At 71.3% G+C, this 14,068-nt stretch carries 13 protein-coding genes; 4 read left to right on the forward strand and 9 right to left on the reverse strand.

Annotation, left to right across the window (positions count from 1 at the left end; translation table 11 throughout):
• Positions 1-15: 15 nt before the first annotated feature.
• From AB0E78_RS02070 to AB0E78_RS02080, 3 genes are all read right to left on the reverse strand, one after another.
• Entirely contained in the window at positions 16-1,206 is a 1,191-nt protein-coding gene (locus AB0E78_RS02070) for an ArsA-related P-loop ATPase (protein ID WP_361826988.1), read from the reverse strand.
• Positions 1,207-1,296: 90 nt separating this feature from the next.
• Positions 1,297-1,740: an SRPBCC family protein gene (locus AB0E78_RS02075; RefSeq protein WP_361826991.1), complete on the reverse strand. Its 444-nt coding sequence runs from the start codon at positions 1,738-1,740 to the stop codon at positions 1,297-1,299.
• A gap of 90 nt (positions 1,741-1,830) precedes the next feature.
• Positions 1,831-2,601: a metallophosphoesterase gene (locus AB0E78_RS02080; protein ID WP_361826993.1), complete on the reverse strand. Its 771-nt coding sequence runs from the start codon at positions 2,599-2,601 to the stop codon at positions 1,831-1,833.
• Between the two features lie 317 nt (positions 2,602-2,918).
• On the opposite strand from AB0E78_RS02080, the gene AB0E78_RS02085 reads away from it, so the two are divergent.
• The gene (locus AB0E78_RS02085) at positions 2,919-4,715 is read left to right on the forward strand and encodes an AMP-dependent synthetase/ligase (protein ID WP_361826995.1); all 1,797 of its coding nucleotides are present in this window, start codon (positions 2,919-2,921) and stop codon (positions 4,713-4,715) included.
• A 143-nt stretch (positions 4,716-4,858) separates the two neighbouring features.
• On the opposite strand, the gene AB0E78_RS02090 is transcribed toward AB0E78_RS02085, so the two are convergent.
• On the reverse strand, positions 4,859-6,001 hold the full coding sequence (locus AB0E78_RS02090) for a glycosyltransferase family 4 protein (RefSeq protein ID WP_361826997.1): 1,143 nt from the start codon (positions 5,999-6,001) through the stop codon (positions 4,859-4,861).
• A gap of 115 nt (positions 6,002-6,116) precedes the next feature.
• Between AB0E78_RS02090 and AB0E78_RS02095 the strand changes: the two genes are divergently transcribed.
• Entirely contained in the window at positions 6,117-7,352 is a 1,236-nt protein-coding gene (locus tag AB0E78_RS02095; RefSeq protein WP_361827000.1) for a glycosyltransferase family 87 protein, read from the forward strand.
• Here the strand turns inward: AB0E78_RS02095 and AB0E78_RS02100 are convergent.
• The 5 genes from AB0E78_RS02100 to AB0E78_RS02120 form a co-directional block, all read right to left on the reverse strand.
• A complete protein-coding gene (locus AB0E78_RS02100; RefSeq protein WP_361827003.1) occupies positions 7,309-8,523 on the reverse strand; it encodes a hypothetical protein in 1,215 nt (404 codons plus the stop codon). The two genes, AB0E78_RS02095 and AB0E78_RS02100, sit on opposite strands and share 44 nt — an antisense overlap.
• Before the next feature lie 38 nt (positions 8,524-8,561).
• A complete protein-coding gene (locus AB0E78_RS02105; protein WP_361827004.1) occupies positions 8,562-9,590 on the reverse strand; it encodes an NlpC/P60 family protein in 1,029 nt (342 codons plus the stop codon).
• A gap of 230 nt (positions 9,591-9,820) precedes the next feature.
• Positions 9,821-10,852, reverse strand: a complete 1,032-nt coding sequence (locus AB0E78_RS02110; protein ID WP_361827006.1) for an NlpC/P60 family protein — start codon at positions 10,850-10,852, stop codon at positions 9,821-9,823.
• Positions 10,853-11,168: 316 nt separating this feature from the next.
• Positions 11,169-12,518, reverse strand: coding sequence for an NYN domain-containing protein (locus AB0E78_RS02115; protein ID WP_361827008.1), 1,350 nt, complete (start codon positions 12,516-12,518; stop codon positions 11,169-11,171).
• A gap of 34 nt (positions 12,519-12,552) precedes the next feature.
• Positions 12,553-12,792, reverse strand: coding sequence for a hypothetical protein (locus tag AB0E78_RS02120; protein ID WP_361827010.1), 240 nt, complete (start codon positions 12,790-12,792; stop codon positions 12,553-12,555).
• A 138-nt stretch (positions 12,793-12,930) separates the two neighbouring features.
• Between AB0E78_RS02120 and AB0E78_RS02125 the strand changes: the two genes are divergently transcribed.
• Complete coding sequence (locus AB0E78_RS02125; RefSeq protein ID WP_361827012.1) at positions 12,931-13,662, forward strand: rhomboid family intramembrane serine protease; 732 nt, start codon at positions 12,931-12,933, stop codon at positions 13,660-13,662.
• Positions 13,659-13,940: an Lrp/AsnC ligand binding domain-containing protein gene (locus AB0E78_RS02130; RefSeq protein WP_058850481.1), complete on the forward strand. Its 282-nt coding sequence runs from the start codon at positions 13,659-13,661 to the stop codon at positions 13,938-13,940. The genes AB0E78_RS02125 and AB0E78_RS02130 overlap by 4 nt, the downstream gene beginning before the upstream one ends.
• The last annotated feature ends 128 nt before the right edge of the window (positions 13,941-14,068 follow it).

The following is a 14,068-nucleotide window of genomic DNA, read 5'->3' on the forward strand; positions in this document are numbered from 1 at the left end:
TCCTGCGGAGGGCGGCTATGGATTCGTACCCTCGACGTTACCCGAACGGCGGTTGCCCGTTCCCCCTGTCCGCGGCCACAGATCGGGGTCGGGCGCGAACCGCACCCTCAGCTCGCCCTCGCGCAGCCCGGCGCCCGCGACGGTGCAGCGGCGCAGGACGGACGGCAGGGTCACCATGCGCCGGAAGGGACCCGCGGTGACGACGAGTTCGTCCCCGCGCCGGATCAGTCCGAGTTCTTCGCGTACGGCGCCGGGGAGCGGGATGTGCCAGACCAGTACGCCGTCGTCGGCGAGGGCGTCGACGACGGGCCACCGCACGGGCTCCGGCGCCCCGGCGGGAACGGGCACCGCGAGGGCGGCCAGGTCGTCGGCGCCGCGGGGATCGCGCCCCAGGTGCGGAAGCGGGAGAAGGCATTCGCCGTACGTCTCCTGCCACGCGTCCAGCGTCTTGCGCTGCTGGGCGATGAGCCCGGCGAACCAGGTGTCGGCGGTGTCGGCGGGCAGGACGCGGTTGGCGTGCAGGGCGTCGGTGCGCAGGCCCTGCAGGGCGAGGCCGGTGGCGGTGGCGCGCACGGCGTCGGCGCCCGCGGGCCCGGGCTCGGCGACCAGGCGGACCGTGGTGCCCGGGGCCTCGATCACGGCCTGCGCGGCGGCGAGTTCGGTGTCCCAGCGGGCCGCGGTCTCGTACAGCCAGGCCGAGGGCATCGGGACGCCCGCGATGCGGCCGAGCATGGGGCGCAGGGCGCGGGCCGCCTGCCGCTCGGGCGGCAGGAGCCTGCGGAGGTAGCGGCGCAGCTGCTCGGGGAGGGCGAGGACCGCGAGGGCGCGGGGCGCCGGGGGCAGGTCCACCACCACGGTGTCGTACGCGCTCTGCCCGGCGTCGCGCAGGGCCCGCAGCAGGGCCAGCTCGTCGCTGCCGGGCAGGGGGGTGAGCTCCTCGCCCTCCAGGCGTCCGGCGCCGAGCAGGTCGAGCGCGGAGGAGGCGCGGTTCTGCAGGGCCAGGAGATCGTCGCGGAACTCGTCGCCGGGGGCCAGCCCCCGGACGGTGAGGTTCGCCTGGTCCGCGCCGACCGCGCCGAGGGTGCCGGCGCGGTCGGCGGAGATCAGCAGGGTCCGGTGCCCCCCGCGGGCGGCGGACAGCGCGGTGGCCGCGGCGACAGTGGTTCGGCCTGAGCCGCCGGGGCCGGTGAGCAGAAGGGTGCGCATAAGGGTGAACCGTACGTGAGCTGGCGGGGGCGGCTTCTGCCGCGGGCCCGTGGACCGTTGGCTCTTCCGCCCACCCGTCACCCGGCAGCGTCAGGCCTTCGGGCCCGCTTCCACTCGCTTCTTCAAGCCCGCCAGCGCCCGGTCGATGATGACCTTCTCCGCCTTGCGCTTGATCATCCCGAGCATGGGGATCTTGACGTCGACGGTCAGCTTGTAGGTGACCTCCGTGCCGGTCCCCGCGGGCTTCAGGAGGTACGAGCCGTCGAGCGAGCGCAGCATCTGCGACTTGACGAGGGTCCAGCTGACCTCGTTCGCGCCGGTCCACGTGTACCCGAGCGTCTGGTCGTCCTTGATCGCGCCCGCGTCCATGACGAGGCGGACCTGCTTGGCGCGGCCCTGGTCGTCGGTGTCGAGCACCTGGGCCTCCTTCACCTCACCCGTCCAGTCCGGGTAGCGCGCGAAGTCGGCGATCACCCCCATCACCTCGGCCGGTGCCGCCTCGATCGTGATGCTCGAGCTGGTGTGTTCCGCCATCTCTGTGGCTCCTCCAGATGCGGTCCGGTACGGGGGGTGGTGTGTACATGTGTGACGCGTGAAGGCTACCGCGCACGAAGTGGCCCACGGTCACCACTCCAGGGCCCACGGCCTGCCCGAGCTCGCGAAGTGCCCCACGTTCACACACTCCGTCGCCCCGATCCGCATCCGCCGCGTCAACGGCTGGTGAACGTGGCCGAAAAGCGCGTACCGCGGGCGGGTCTTGTGAATGGCGGCGAGGAGGGCGCGGCTGCCCCGCTCGAAACGGCGCGCCACGGTGTCGTACACGAGCTCGGGAACGTCCGGCGGGATGTGCGTGCAGAGCACGTCGACCTCGCCGACGGCCTCGATCTTGGCCGCGTACTCCTCGTCGCTGATCTCGTAGGGCGTCCGCATGGGCGTGCGCAGGCCGCCGCCGACGAACCCGAAGACACGGCCGCCGATCTCGGCACGGGCGCCGTCGAGGACGGTGGTACCCGGGCCCGCGTACTCGGACCAGAGGGTCGGTATGTCGACATTGCCGTAGGTGGCGTACGTCGGGACGGGGAAGGCGGCGAACATCTCGGCGTACTGCTTTCGCACCGCTCTCTCGATGGCCGGACCGCGGTCTATCCCGGCCCACAGCCGGGCGCCGAACTCCCTGGCCTCGTCGAAACGGCGGGCGGTGCGCAGCTCGACGAGGCGGTCCGCGTTCTCCTTGCCGAAGAGGTCGGGGAAGATGCCGCGCGTGTGGTCGGCGTAGTCGAGGAACAGGACCAGGTCGCCGAGACAGACGAGCGCGTCGGCTCCCTCGCCCGCGCGGGCGAGATCCTTTGTGTTGCCGTGCACGTCACTGACCACATTGACCCGGAAAGCTGGCATGCCGATCACCCTAGAACGAGCGGGCAAACGTGGGTAGAGGTCCCGAGAAGCATGGAGAAGGGGGCGGACCTGCGGTTACTTCCGAGTCGGGAATGGCGTGGCGTACTGTGCGGTTCAGACCACAAACGTCGTGTGACGCACCGAACATCTGGCCCGGACCCCCTACCGAACAAGCCATACCCATGGGTAACGTCCGGGCAGTCCAGTAGTGCTCCAGTCCTCTTTCCCCCCAGTCACGGAGCACCTGCCCGATCTTGGACCGCACCGTCGCATCGCACAACGTCGTGGCGCCGGCGCCCTATGTAGGAGCAGCAGTCTTGCGCGAGTTCAGCCTTCCGGCCCTGTACGAGGTCCCTGCGGACGGCAATCTGACCGACATCGTCCGCAGAAATGCCGCGCAGCACCCGGATGTCGCCGTCATCGGCCGCAAGGTCGACGGCGCCTGGCAGGACGTCAACGCCAAGACCTTCCTCGTCGAGGTGCGCGCCGCCGCCAAGGGGCTCATCGCCTCCGGAGTGCGCCCCGGCGACCGTGTCGCCCTGATGTCCCGCACGCGGTACGAGTGGACGCTCCTCGACTTCGCGATCTGGAGCGCGGGCGCGGTCACCGTGCCGGTCTACGAGACGAGCTCGGCCGAGCAGATCCAGTGGATCCTGGGCGACTCCGGCGCCGTCGGCATCATCGTCGAGCTGGACGCGCACAGCGCCGCCGTCGACTCCGTGCGCGACCGGCTCCCCGACCTGGTCAACATCTGGCAGATCGACCGCGGCGGCGTCGACGACCTGAACCGCGCGGGCGCCGACGTCCCGGAGGAGACCGTCGACGAGCGCGGCGCGGTCGCGGGCGCGGACGACCCGGCCACCATCGTCTACACCTCGGGCACCACGGGCCGCCCCAAGGGCTGTGTGCTCACCCACCGCAGCTTCTTCGCGGAGTGCGGCAACGTGGTGGAGCGCCTCAAACCGCTCTTCCGCACCGGCGAGTGCTCGGTGCTCCTCTTCCTTCCCGTCGCGCACGTCTTCGGGCGTCTGGTCGAGGTCGCCGCCCTGATGGCGCCGATCAAGCTGGGCCACGCGCCCGACGTCAAGAACCTCACGGACGAGCTGGCCTCGTTCCGGCCGACCATGATCCTGGGCGTCCCGCGCGTCTTCGAGAAGGTCTACAACTCGGCGCGCGCCAAGGCGCAGGCCGACGGCAAGGGCAAGATCTTCGACAAGGCCGCGGACACGGCGATCGCGTACAGCCGCGCGCTCGACACCCCGAGCGGTCCTTCGCTCGGCCTGAAGATCAAGTACAAGACGTTCGACAAGCTGGTCTACAGCAAGCTGCGGGCCGTCCTGGGCGGGCGCGGCGAGTACGCGATCTCGGGCGGCGCGCCGCTCGGCGAGCGCCTGGGGCACTTCTTCCGCGGCATCGGCTTCACGGTCCTGGAGGGCTACGGCCTGACGGAGTCGTGCGCGGCCACCGCCTTCAACCCCTGGGACCGCCAGAAGATCGGCACGGTCGGCCAGCCGCTGCCCGGCTCGGTCGTGCGGATCGCCGACGACGGCGAGGTGCTGCTGCACGGCGAGCACCTGTTCACGGAGTACTGGAACAACACGGGCGCGACCGAAGAGGCGCTCGCCGACGGCTGGTTCCACACCGGTGACATCGGCACGCTCGACGAGGACGGCTACCTCCGGATCACCGGCCGCAAGAAGGAGATCATCGTGACGGCGGGCGGCAAGAACGTCGCTCCCGCGGTGATCGAGGACCGGATCCGCGCGCACGCGCTGGTCGCGGAATGCATGGTCGTGGGCGACGGCAGGCCCTTCGTGGGCGCGCTCGTCACGGTGGACGACGAGTTCGTGGGCCGCTGGGCCCTGGACCACGGGAAGCCCGCGGGCTCCACGGCGGCGTCGCTCCGGGACGACCCGGACCTCCTCGCGGAGATCCAGAGCGCGGTGGACGACGGCAACGCGGCGGTCTCCAAGGCGGAGTCCGTGCGCAAGTTCCGTATCCTCGCTTCGCAGTTCACGGAGGAGTCGGGACATCTGACGCCGTCCCTGAAGCTGAAGCGGAACGTTGTCGCGAAGGATTACGCGGACGAGATCGAGGCGATTTACCGCGGGTAGCGTTGGCGGTTCCGCCCACTCGCCGTGGGGGGACCCGTTCCTTGGCGACTCACGGTCACTCGTGGTTGCTCGCGCAGTTCCCCGCGCCCCTGACGGGGCCCAGCTGAGCGCCCCTTAAAGGGCGCGGGGAACTGCGCGTTCCGTTACAGCAACTCCCGCAGCTTCTCCGCCAGGAGATCCCAGCGCCACTTCTCCTCGACCCACTCCCGGCCGCGCTCCCCCATGCGCCGCCGCAACTCGCCGTCGCCGAGCAGGGTGACGATGCGGTCCGCCGCGGCCTCCGGGGAGCCGCCCCGGACGACCCAGCCCGTCTCACCGTCGAGCACCGCGTCCGGCGCCCCGCCGGAGTCGCCGGCGACGACGGGCAGGCCGGTCGCCGAAGCCTCCAGGTAGACGATGCCGAGGCCCTCGACATCGAGCCCGCCCCGCCGGGTCCTGCACGGCATCGCGAAGACGTCACCGGCCCCGTAGTGCGCGGGGAGTTCCTCCCAGGGCACCGACCCCGTGAACCGCACGGAGTCCGAGACCCGGGTCTCGGCCGCCAGCTTGCGCAGCTCCTTCTCGTAGGGGCCGCCCCCGACGATCAGCAGCACCGCCTCGGGCTCCTGGGCAAGGATCCGGGGCATGGCCAGGATCAGCGTGTCCTGCCCCTTGCGCGGCACGAGCCGCGAGACGCACACCACGACCGGCCGGTCCGTCAGACCGAGCCGGGCCCGCACGGCGTCCCCGCCCGATCCGGGATGGAAGGTCTTCTCGTCGACGCCGGGCGGCAGTTGGACCATCCGTCCCGCCGCCGCGGGCGTCAGCGCCGCGGCGATGCGCGAACGCGTGTACTCGCCCAGATAGGTGATCGTGTCCGTCGACTCACCGATGCGGCGGAGCAGTTGGCGTGACGCGGGCAGCTGCGCCCACCCCGCCTCGTGTCCGTGCGTCGTGGCGACGAGACGCCGCGCGCCCGCCTTCCGCAGCGCGGGCGACATGAGCCCCAGCGGTGCCGCGGCCCCGAACCACACCGATTCGCAGCCGTGTTCCCGCAGGAGCGAGACCGCGCGCCGCGTGACGCGCGGGGTCGGCAGCAGCATCGTCGTGGGGTCGCGTACGACCTGGAAGGGCTGTTCCGCGTCGAAGGCGGCCGTCGCCTCGGCGCCCTCGCGGCCCCGCTTCCACGTGGAGGCGTAGACGACGAGCTGTTCGGGGTCCAGGCGCAGCGCCATGTTGTGCAGGAACGCCTGGATGCCACCGGGCCTGGGCGGGAAGTCGTTCGTGACGATCAGGGTCTTGTGCATCGTCGCCGACAGTACCGAAAGCCCGGCAGAGCGTGCCTCTTGGCCCATTCCCGGCCGCGCCCGGCATCATGGCTCCCGAACCGCAATGAAGTATCCGAAAAGGGGCGTGGTGCGCATGGCACGGATCCTGACCGTCTGGGTCCTGACCAGGACCGTGCTGCTGCTCTGCGTCCTCAAGGTGCTCACCGCCCCCGGCCCCGACGTGACCAGCGACGTCGCCGTCATCTACCAGGGCTGGTACGAGGTCCTGCGCACCGGCACCTTCCCCCTGGACGACGTCACCTGGCAGTACCCGCCCGCCGCCGCGCTCGCGGTCCTCTCCCCCGCCCTGCTGCCCTTCATGGACTACACGTCGGCGTTCTTCGTGCTCGCCCTCCTCGCCGACACGCTCGTCTGCGGACTGCTCCTGTACGCGGGCAGGCGGCCCGGCAAGTCCCTCCGCGGGGCCTGGGTGTGGGTCGTGGGCGTGGCGCTGCTCGGGCCGACCGTGTACGCCCGTTACGACGTGATGGTGACGGCCGTGGGGGTCACCGCGCTGCTCGCGGGGGCACGCCATCCCCGCACGATGGGCGCGCTCGCGGGGTTCGGCGCGCTGCTCAAGGTGTGGCCCGCCCTGCTGCTCGTCGGCACGCCACGCGCGCGTGCCACCCGCAGTTCCTGGGGCGCGGCGGCCGCCACGGCCGTCGGCCTGTCCCTCGCCTTCCTGACGATGCCCGGCGCGCTCGCCTTCCTGACCTTCCAGCGCGACCGCGGCACCGAGGTCGAGTCGCTGGGCGCGCTCGTCTTCCATGTCGCGCGCCACTTCGGCTGGCGGGGCGAGGTGCAGCTCAACTACGGCTCGGTGGAGTTCCTGGGCCCCTACGTCCCGCTGGTCAGCACGGTGGCGCAGGGGCTCTCCGTGGCCGCCTTCTGCTGGCTCCTGGTGTGGCGGCTGCGCGCACGCGTCTGGTCCGCGAGCACGGTCGCGGACGCGGCCTTCGTCGCCGTGCTGCTGTTCACGGCGACGAGCCGGGTGATCAGCCCGCAGTACCTCCTGTGGCTGGTCGGGGTCGCGGCCGTGTGCACGGCGTTTCGCGCGAGCCGTATGGAGCTGCCCGTGCGCCTGGTGCTCGCGGCCACGTTCGTCACGTTCCTGGAGTTCCCCGTCTGGTTCTCGCACGTGGTGGCGAGCGACCCGCTGGGCATCGCCCTGCTCCTCGTGCGCAACGGCCTGCTCGTCGCCGCGGCGCTGCTGGCCTGCCGGAACCTGTGGCGGCAGACGGTGTCCGAGCCCCGGGCCCGTGAGCGCGCGCCTGCGCCCGAAGAGGTCAGCCGAGCTCCGCGCGCAGATACGTACGCCAGCGCGCCGTGAACTCCTCCGGAGTGGTGTCCAGGACCTCTCGCAGCGCGTCCTCCAGGGCGCCCGGCCTCTTCTTGTGCGCGCCGACCGCTTCGTAGAACTCCGTCAGCTCCTTCTCGCCCCACTGGTCCGCGATCATCCGGCAGGCCAGCCACGACCCTTCGTACGCCTGGGCCAGCTTCCCCGCGTCCCCGCTGAAGCCGAAGGCGTCGTCATCGGGGAGCGTGCCGGGCAGTTGCTCCCGCTGGGCGGCTCTGCGCAGTTCGGGGGCGGCCTGCGTGGCGGTGCGGCCCGTGCCGCGGTAGCCCACCCAGTCGGCGAAGCCCTCGGAGAGCCACAGGGGGGTCGCCGGTGAGGTGCGCGCGCGGGTCGCGACATGGGTCGCCTCGTGGGTGAGCACGACCTGCTTGCCGAAGTCACCGAGCACGCCGTACGCCTCGGGGTTGACGATGATCCGGTCGGCGGGCGCCTCCCCGGAGCCGCCGGTCTCCCCCGTGGTCACCGCCGCGATCCCCCGATATCCGGAGGCGGGCGCCCCGAGCAGCCCCGCCATGCCGTCCAGGGACCCCGGCACCATGACGACGACCCGCTCCGGCCACTTCCCCCGCCAGGCGTCCCGCACCAGCGGCACCGCCCGGTCGGCGAGCTCCGCGTACTCGCGCAGCGTCGTCTCGTCCCGATCACCGCGCCTGATGCCCAGCACGAGGCTGTGAGCGCCCCGTACGGACGTCACGGGCCCCTGGTCCCAGAGTTGCTGCGTGGCCTTCTTCGCGGGCCGCTCAGAGGCGACGTACCACCGTCCGTCGCGCTCCTCCAGCGTGAGCGAGCGCGAGGTGACGAGCGGTTCGCTGTCGTAGCCCTTGATGCGGTACCGCAGGTCGGCGGTGGCCGTGGCGCGCGCCCCGTTCCGCCGGAAGGCGGTCAGGCGGTACTGCCAGGACTGGAGCGGCACCTCGCGGAGGTTGTCGTAGGCCTCGCCGGCCTCGCTGGCCCCGGTACCCCCGGCAGCGCGGCCCGTCGCGCGGAACGCGTCCGCGTCCCGGTCGAGCACCGCTTCCGCACGCCGGTCGAGCAGCCTGCGCACGTCGCCGGGCGCGGCATCGGGCGCCGAGGGACCGCCGCACCCGACGAGCAGGGCGACACAGATCCCCAGCACCCACGACCCACGCCCGCGACCAGCCACGTTTCAGATCGTAAGGGCAGCGGGCGGCGGACCGCCGGTCAGATCCGCGTCACCGACGACACCGGCATCATGCCGACCGGGTCGTATCGGACGGGGGCGCCGGGGTAGGGCGCGTGCACGACCTGGCCGTTGCCCACGTACATCCCGATGTGGCTGGCGTCGTCGCGGTAGGCGACCAGGTCGCCGGGCTTCGCCTGGGACAGGGGCACCTGGCGTCCCGCGTACCGCTGGGCCTGCGAGGTGCGCGGCAGGCCGACGCCCGCCTGCGCGTACGACCACTGGGTGAGGCCCGAACAGTCGAATCCGGACGGGCCGTTGGCGCCCCACACGTAGGGGCGGCCGATCGCCGACCGGGCCGCGGCGAGGGCGGCGGCGGCCCGCCCCGAGGTGGGCCCGGCGCTCCCGGGGTCCGGCATCTCGTCGCGTCCCGAGCGCGACGTCCTGTCGTACTCCTCGCGGTCCCGCGCGGACAGGGAGTTGAGCAGCTTGCGCGCCTTGGCGAGCTTGTGTTCGACGCTCCGCTTGTGGCGGGCCACGGCGGTGCGGCTCTTCTCCAGCTCAAGGAGCTTGCGGCCGGCTTCGGTGCGCTCCTGCGCGAGGCTGCGCTGGGCCTTCTGCAGGTCGGTCAGTTCGCCTGCCTGCCGGGCGCTGATGCGGTCGAGCGCCGCCGCCTTCTCCAGATAGCCGTCCGGGTCGGAGGAGAGCATCAGGGCGACGGAGGGGTCGATGCCGCCCGAGCGGTACTGCGCCCCGGCGAGCGAACCGAGCGCGCCGCGCATCGTGTTGATGCGCTCCTGGCCGCGGGCGACGCTGTCCTTGGCCCGCTCGACCTGCTCGCGCAGCGTGTCCGCGCGCTCGTCGGCCTTGTTGTACGCCTCGGTGGCCTGCTCGGCCTCCTCGAAGAGGCGGTCCACCTTGGCCTTGGTGGTCGCCGGGGTGTCCTGAGGTGCGGCGCCGGCCGGTGTGGCGGCGAGGGCGGCCGCGGCGGTGGCCGCGGCGGCTGACAGGACGGTTACGCGCGTGCTCCGGTCAAGGCCGGACAGCGCGGGACGACGATGGGACCCCACGGGAAGCCGCTCTCCCTCCGCTGACGAACCCCCGGACAATGGACGAACCGGGGGAAGTCCCCCCGATCCGTCGGGGGAATGGGCGCGACAGTAGCCGTGGGATCACGTCACGGCCAAAGACCCCGCCGTGTACGCAAAGTGACGCCCCGCCGGAGACGCAGGTCACCGACGGGGCGTGGGGTCAGCTCGAGTTACCGGAATTCGCCCGTTTGGGCGGCACGCCGGTCGTTTCAGATGCGGACGCCGAACTGGAAGGAGCCGACGGTGGACATCGACTCGTAGCGCACCACGGCGCCCGGCTTGGGGGCGTGCAGGATCTGGCCGTTGCCCGCGTAGAAGCCGACGTGCGCGAGGCTGTTGAAGAACACCAGGTCGCCGGGCTTCAGCTCGCCGCGACCGATCTTCGTGCCGTCGTTCTGCTGGGTGTACGTGGTCCGGGTGATCTGCACACCAGCCTGGTTGTACGCCCACTGCGTGAGGCCGGAGCAGTCGTAGGAGTTGGGGCCGCTGCCGCCGGAGACGTAGGGCTTGCCGAGCTGCGTGGCGGCGGCGCTCAGGGCGGCCTGGCCGCGCTGCGATGCCGGGACCTCCTTGCCGAGGTCCACGCGGTCGCCGGCGCTGCGGCTCGCGCGCTGCTCCTTGGCGGCGAGGTCCGCCTTCTCCTTGGCGCTGAGGGTGTTGAGCAGCTTCTGGGCGGCGCCCAGCTTGCTCTGGACTTCCTTCTTCTTCTTGCCCAGTTCCTTGCGCGTGTCGGCGAGGTCCTTGAGCTTGTCGGAAGCCTCCTTGCGCTCCTGCGCGAGGGTCCGCTGCTTCTCCTGGACCTTCTTGAGCGCCTCGACCTGCTGACCGCTCAACTGGTCCATGGTGGACGCCTTGTCGAGGTAGTCGTCCGGGTCGGCGGAGAGGAAGAGCTGGACGGAGGGGTCGATGCCGCCGGTGCGGTACTGCGCGCTGGCCATCGAACCGAGCCCGCCGCGGAGGTCGTTGAGGTCCTCCTGGCCGCGGGCGACCTTGTCCTGAAGCTCGCCGATCTCCTTCTCGAGCTTCTCCTGCTTCTCCTTGGCGCCGTTGTACCGGTCGGTGGCCCGGCCGGCGTCCTCGTAGAGCTTGTCGACCTTGGACTTGACCTCGTCCTTGCTCGGCTTCTCGCTGGGCGCCGCATTGGCGGCCTGGGAGGTGAGTGCCACGGCAGCGGCGGCGGTCGCGGTGAGCACGGTCACGCGTGCGCGGCTCGGCTGCTTGGGTCGACGATGGGACGCCACGAAGGCGGCTCCTTCTTCCTCCAGCCGCCTACCGAGATCCGGTGGGCGGGTACCGCCGCTGTCACCCCGGATGGGTGATCAACCGAGCGGAGGTTCGAGCCGTGACCTTAGTGACCTCCTTGTGATCAGTTCAAATCCTGAAGGGCAAAAAGTGGGGTGCCGGGCGCATATTTTACCGATAACGTACAGGCGGTGAGTATGACTTGACGCTGCGTCGCGAAGCCGGCTCCCCAATTCGGGCATAGGGAACAGGAGTTACTTGCGCCCCTTAGCCCCGCGAAAGCGACGTGCGGCAGCCCCGCGAAAGCGGCGCGCGTCAGCCGCGCGAAAGCCGCTTCAGGAGGACGGCCGAAGCGACCGGCCGCGCCCCCGCCTTCGCGATCCCGTCGGCCACTTCGCGGTCGGTCGAGACGACGACCACGGGGCGCCCGGGAGGCTCGGCGCGCACCAGCTGGCGGATCAGTTCGTCCGCGGTGACGCCCGGCTTGGAGAACAGCACCCGCACCCCGCGCGGCGGCGCGAGCAGTACGGGCGCGGCGAGTTCGGCCCCGTCGAAGACGCAGGTCATCTCGGCGCCGGTCTGCGCGGCGAGCTGCGAGAGCGAGCCGAGAAGCCGCAGCCGCTGCTTCTCCAGGGGCATCGTCGGATAGCCCGTCTTGGTGACGTTGTAGCCGTCCACGACCATGTGCGCCTGCGGCAGCGCGAGCAGCTGGTCGAGGATCGCCGGGTCGTTCTCGGAGAGCGCGCGGGCGGCGATGTCCTTGGGCGTCATCCGGCCGGGCTCGACGGCGTCCACGGTCTCCGCGGGCCGCACGGAGACGGGCGGCAGGGCCAGTTCGCGGCGCAGCCCCTGGGCGGACTCCAGGACCGTGTCGAGCAGCAGCCGTACCCGCATGTCCTCGACGCTGCGGCCCTCGCGCGCCGCCCTGCGGCTGGCTTCCAGGGCGGCCTCGGTCTCGCTCAGCCGTGCCTTGAGCCGCCGGGACTCGCTCTCGGCGGCGGACAGCTGCGCCTGGCCCTCGGCGCGTGCGGCGTCGTACTCGGCGGCGGCCTTGCGCAGGGCGGCCTCACCGCGCTTGACGTCACTGAGGGCACCGCGCAGCTTGCGATGCATCGATTCGGCTTCCTTCTTCGCCGACTCCAGCTCCATGCGCAGCCGTTCGGTCTCGGCCTTCGTCTGGCCGCGGGCCGCGGAGAGTTCCTCGCGCAGCCGTTCGAGTTCGGCGCGGGTCTCGTCCTCGACGCGCTCGGCGTCCGCCCGCAGGGCTTCCTCACCCGCGGCGGTCACCAGCTTCACCCAGCCGGTGGGACGCAGCACATAGGCCGCGGCCGCCACATCGAGGGGGTCCGCGGCCGGGGGCGGTGAGCCCGCGTCCAGGGCGCCGGTGAGCTCGGGCTGCGCCTCTCTGAGACGTTCGCCGATGCGCTGCCGGAAGAGCGCGTCGCCCTCCAGGGCCGCCGCCATCGCGTTGCCCGCGAACTTCGTGCGCCGGGTCGGCGTGAAGCGGGCATACTGCCGCAGCTGTGCGGGCAGTTCGCTGACCGTGAGCCCGCCGAAGCCGTCCGAGACGATCTGGACGACCCGCCGTCGTACTCCGTCGGGCAGCGGGCGGTCGAGCACCTCAGCGGTGCCGTCGTCCGGCTCCCCGCTTGCGCTCTCCACCATCCGTCACCCCACTAGCTGTGCGGGGCCCGCTCCCTCAGGAGCCGGCGCCCGGCCTGTCCACGAGTTCCACCTGGTCCACCGCGTTGCACCAGCGGCAGCGCACCGACTCGATGGTCTCACTGACCACCTCACGTTCCTCGACGTTCGACTCACCGGCCAGGTCGAGGTGCACATATTCGACGACCTTCGACGTGCGGGTCACGTCGAAACGCGTGAGGTTGCCGCAGAGCGCGCAGCGCCACCGGGTGGTGTCGGTCGGCAGAGGAACCGTCATCGTGGCTGTTCGCTTTCCTTCGGAATTCCATGGTGCGTGGTGTCCGTAACCCTAAGGCCTGTAAGGGTCTCCATGCGGCGGCCTCCCACGCGGCGGGGCGGTCTGTACGGTTTGCTGCCCTTACGTCATGCTCTGTTCATGATCAGGACATGGGGTTCGACGGCGGGCCGAATGCTCAGGGGGCAGTCCGCCCCGGTCACGTACGGACTGATCGCCGTCTGCTGTCTGGTCTTCGTGATCTCGCCCGTGTCGGGGCTCAATCCCGCGTACGGGACCGGCGATGAGCTGCTCGCCGCCCAGCAGGACTACTTCGAGCGCTGGGGCGTGGTCCCCTCCGAGCTGTTCAGCGGGGCGCTGCGGCCCGTGCTCGCCCCGGCCACCGCGCTCTTCGTGCACGGGAGCTGGCTGCATCTGCTGGGCAACATGCTGTTCCTCTTCGTCTTCGGGGCGATGACCGAGGAGCGGATGGGACACCTCCAGTTCGCGTTCTTCTATCTCGGCTGCGGCTATCTCGCCCTGTTCGCGTACGCGGTCGCGCACGCGGGCTCGCATCAGACCCTGGTGGGCGCGTCGGGGGCGATCTCCGCGGTGCTCGGTGCCTTTCTCCGTCTCTTCCCCAAGGCGCGGGTCACCAGCCTCTTCCCGTTCCTCTTCTTCCTGCCGCTGCGGTTTCCGGCCTGGGTGGTGCTGCCGTTCTGGGTGGTGCTGCAGTGGCTCGCGGCCTGGCAGGGCGCGCAGGGGCCGGGAGTGGCGTACTTGGCCCATCTGGTCGGGTTCTCCCTCGGCTTTCTGTACGCATGGGGGCGCTACAGGAGGACAGCTAGAGTGAAGAAGCCAGCACCGGTTACCGAGGGAGACAGTCAGCCGTGATCACCGCGATCGTGCTCATCAAGACCAGCGTGGACCGGATCCCGGAGATCGCCGAGTCGATCGCCGCCCTGGACTGTGTCAGCGAGGTCTTCTCCGTGACCGGTACGTACGACCTGATCGCCATGGTGCGCGTCACCCGCCACGACGACCTGGCCGACGTCATCCCCGGCAAGATCAGCAAGATCCCGGGCGTGGAGGGGACGGACACGCATGTCGCGTTCCGTACGTACTCGCAGCACGACCTCGAAGCGGCGTTCGCGATCGGCCTCGACTCCTAGGCGTCCTGGGCGTCTCCGGGGCCTTCGGGGCGCCGGGGCACTCCAGGCGCTCGGTGTTCCTCACCGACGCGACCGAGCGGGCCCTGCGGATGATCGTTCTGGGCTCACGCCTGAGGGGGCGGCCCAGG

The organism is Streptomyces sp. NPDC032198, from assembly GCF_040636975.1.
Classification (GTDB): domain Bacteria; phylum Actinomycetota; class Actinomycetes; order Streptomycetales; family Streptomycetaceae; genus Streptomyces.

What these genes read in the sequence shown, in the direction of transcription:
- AB0E78_RS02070 (WP_361826988.1), bottom strand. Translation starts at nt 1,206, where the DNA reads ATGCGCACCCTTCTGCTCACCGGCCCCGGCGGCTCAGGCCGAACCACT.
- AB0E78_RS02075 (WP_361826991.1), bottom strand. Translation starts at nt 1,740, where the DNA reads ATGGCGGAACACACCAGCTCGAGCATCACGATCGAGGCGGCACCGGCC.
- AB0E78_RS02080 (WP_361826993.1), bottom strand. Translation starts at nt 2,601, where the DNA reads ATGCCAGCTTTCCGGGTCAATGTGGTCAGTGACGTGCACGGCAACACA.
- AB0E78_RS02090 (WP_361826997.1), bottom strand. Translation starts at nt 6,001, where the DNA reads ATGCACAAGACCCTGATCGTCACGAACGACTTCCCGCCCAGGCCCGGT.
- AB0E78_RS02095 (WP_361827000.1), top strand. Translation starts at nt 6,117, where the DNA reads ATGGCACGGATCCTGACCGTCTGGGTCCTGACCAGGACCGTGCTGCTG.
- AB0E78_RS02115 (WP_361827008.1), bottom strand. Translation starts at nt 12,518, where the DNA reads ATGGTGGAGAGCGCAAGCGGGGAGCCGGACGACGGCACCGCTGAGGTG.
- AB0E78_RS02120 (WP_361827010.1), bottom strand. Translation starts at nt 12,792, where the DNA reads ATGACGGTTCCTCTGCCGACCGACACCACCCGGTGGCGCTGCGCGCTC.
- AB0E78_RS02125 (WP_361827012.1), top strand. Translation starts at nt 12,931, where the DNA reads ATGATCAGGACATGGGGTTCGACGGCGGGCCGAATGCTCAGGGGGCAG.